We start from the raw sequence: 2,624 nt of genomic DNA, 5'->3' as shown, positions 1-2,624 counted from the left end.
CGATTTCGCCCGTGGCCCACATCCTGCTATATTTCCGGCCATGCTCAGAACGTGGACCGTCTCGCTCATCGCCGCCGCGCTGCTGTTCGCAGCGACGCCGGCAGACGCGCAATGGATGCCGAGGACCCTGCCTTCACAGGCCGGCGGCCTCTCGAGCCACCTCGGCGTGGAGCTCGGGATCGGGCTCGGCGGCGCCTCGTATACGCGGTCCATGCTCGTTCCCACGGCGAGCGACTACGTTCTCAACTTCCGCGGCGTGGGCGACCCGACCGGCTCCTACAGCGCCGAGCTCGGGCTCACGGTGCGTCCGGGCCAGCGACTGTCCTACTCGGCCTACGCCACCGCCACCACGCGCGATCGCAACCGCTTCTACGGCTGGGGCAACCGCACGGAGGTCTCGGGGGTTTCCAACTTCCACAGTCTGAGCCAGTTCCGGCTGGAGACCGGCCTGTCGGCACGCCTGTCGCTGGGCGGTCGGAACGAGATCGCGGGCGGACCGTTCTTCCGACAGACCCGCACGGCGGATGGATTCGACCTGGACGATCGACCGTATGCGTCCCCCGAGACCGTAGGTGTGATACGGTCTCTGGCGCCATATGGAGCGGGCACGTTCAACCAGCTGGGCTTCCGCACCGATCTTCGGCTGGCCACGGAAGGACCGGACAGCGAGAACGGGGTCGGCATCCGCTTCTACGGTGGCGGCACCGCGTACGCGTCGGCCCTCGACATGCAGGGCCCGGCGCTCTCGCTGTACGGCAACGCGAAAGCCTTCGTGCGTCTGCCGACCGCCCTGGATCCGGTGCTCTTCGTCGGTGGTGCCGTCGAGCGGGTGTTCGGCCAGGTCCCGTTCCAGGATGCGGCCTATCTGGGCGGCCGTGGCTCGCTGCGCGGATTCGAGAAGCAACGTTTCGCCGGCGACCTCGGACTGCTCGGGAGCGCCGAGCTGTATGCGACGGCCGGACGAGTGCGGGTGCGAGAGAGGCCGATCACGCTCGGCTTCATGCTGCTCACCGATGTCGGCCGGATGTTCACGAACGGCATCTCGGAGGGCCCGACGCACGTGGCGGCCGGCGGCGGTCTGTGGTTCCGCGACGAGATCACGGGGACGGAGGTCACGGTCTCCGTGGCCGACGGAGGCGATGGGCCGCGTCTGTACGTGGGGGTGGGCAGCGCCTTCTGGCGCTAGGCTCACCGTTCCCAGCCGATGGTCAGTCCTCCCGCTGGCCGAGCATCCGGTTGTACAGCCACGCGAGGACCGCTCCACCGATCGCTCCATCCACCACCGCGTACAGACTTCCCATGATGACCGAACCGAACCCGCCCGGCGCATAGCCCGGGTACAGGCCGTCCATCAGCTCGAGGAAAGCCACGCCGTAGGAGGGCCAGATCTGCTGGGCGCCGGCCACGAGGAAGAAGACGACCGCCCACAGGATTCCGAACGTGAGGGCCGTGGTTCGGACGCAGAGTCGCATGGATGTCTCCCGCTTGCGGGTGAGCGCAGGTACTTTCGCGAGGGGGACCGAAAGCTAACCGCTCGGCGGGGTGGAGCGCACCCGGTCAGACTGCCGACAGCGCCTCCTGGAAGCCGACCACGAGGTCGTCCTCTCCCTCGATACCCGTGGACACCCGAATCAGGCCGTCCGCAACGCCGACCTCCCGGCGCTCCTCCGGCGTGAGGCCGGCGTGCGAGGTGGCCGCCGGGATGGTGACCAGCGTCTCGACCCCGCCGAGACTCGGGGCCACGATGGCGACCTCCACGGCGTCGAGAAACCGTCTCGCCGCCTCGGCGCCTCCGGCGGGCTCGAAGCCCAGCATGCCGCCGTATCCATCGAAGAGCCGGGTGGCCCGTTCGTGCCCCGAATGCGATGCGAGCCCCGGGTAGTGCACGCGCTCGACGGCCGGGTGATCCTCGAGGGCCCGGGCGAGCGCCAGCGCGTTCGCGTTCTGCCGCCGCACCCGGATAGCCAGGGTCTTCAGTCCGCGGTGGAGCAGGAAGCAGGCGTGTGCGTCGAGAGAGCCGCCCAGGAAGTGCATCATTCGCTTCACCCGGGCCACCAGGTCGCCCGCCCCGATGACGGCCCCGCACACGATGTCCGAGTGTCCGTTCAGGTACTTGGTGCCGCTGTGCAGTGACAGATCGAAACCGAGCTCGGCCGGCCGGAAGTTCACCGGGCTGGCGAAGGTGTTGTCGATCACGGCGATGAGCTCGTGCTCACGGGCGAACGCGACGACGGCCTCCAGGTCCGCCACCTGGATGAGCGGGTTCGTGATCGCCTCCACGTAGATCATACGCGTCTCGGGGCGCAGGACCCTTTTCCACTCGTCCGGCCGCTCCCCGTTCACGAAGTCGCAGGCGAGGCCGTAGCGGGCGAACTCGTGTCGCGCGTAGTCGTACGTGCCTCCGTACAGGCAGTCCTGGAAGATCACGTGGTCGCCGGCCGTCAGCAGGGCATGGAAGGTCGTGGTGATGGCTGCCATCCCGGTCGACAGCACCAGCCCGGACTCCGCTCCTTCCAGGGCCGCCAGCTTCTCTCCCAGCACGACGTGGTTCGGTGAGTTGCTCAGGCGCATGTACTTGATGTCGTGGTAGCTCTCGCCCTCCACGGACTCGAAGTTGGCGCACT

At 68.3% G+C, this 2,624-nt stretch carries 2 protein-coding genes and 1 pseudogene; 1 reads left to right on the top strand and 2 read right to left on the bottom strand.

Translation table 11 applies throughout. The features are described 5' to 3' along the window. Window positions 1-1,186 (top strand): annotated as a pseudogene (locus AC36XV_RS05875) (hypothetical protein); the annotation flags it as partial. A 22-nt stretch (window positions 1,187-1,208) separates the two neighbouring features. On the opposite strand, the gene AC36XV_RS05870 reads toward AC36XV_RS05875, so the two are convergent. Beyond that, on the bottom strand, window positions 1,209-1,472 hold the full coding sequence (locus tag AC36XV_RS05870; RefSeq protein WP_492202750.1) for a bacteriophage holin: 264 nt from the start codon (window positions 1,470-1,472) through the stop codon (window positions 1,209-1,211). Window positions 1,473-1,557: 85 nt separating this feature from the next. After that, window positions 1,558-2,624, bottom strand: a 1,067-nt coding sequence (locus tag AC36XV_RS05865) for a trans-sulfuration enzyme family protein (protein WP_492202749.1), incomplete at its 5' end; no start/stop codon positions are given.

The organism is Candidatus Benthicola sp. (assembly GCF_058719085.1).
The sequence above is the reverse complement of the archived record's forward strand: the minus strand, read 5'-3'. Positions and strand labels throughout refer to the sequence as shown.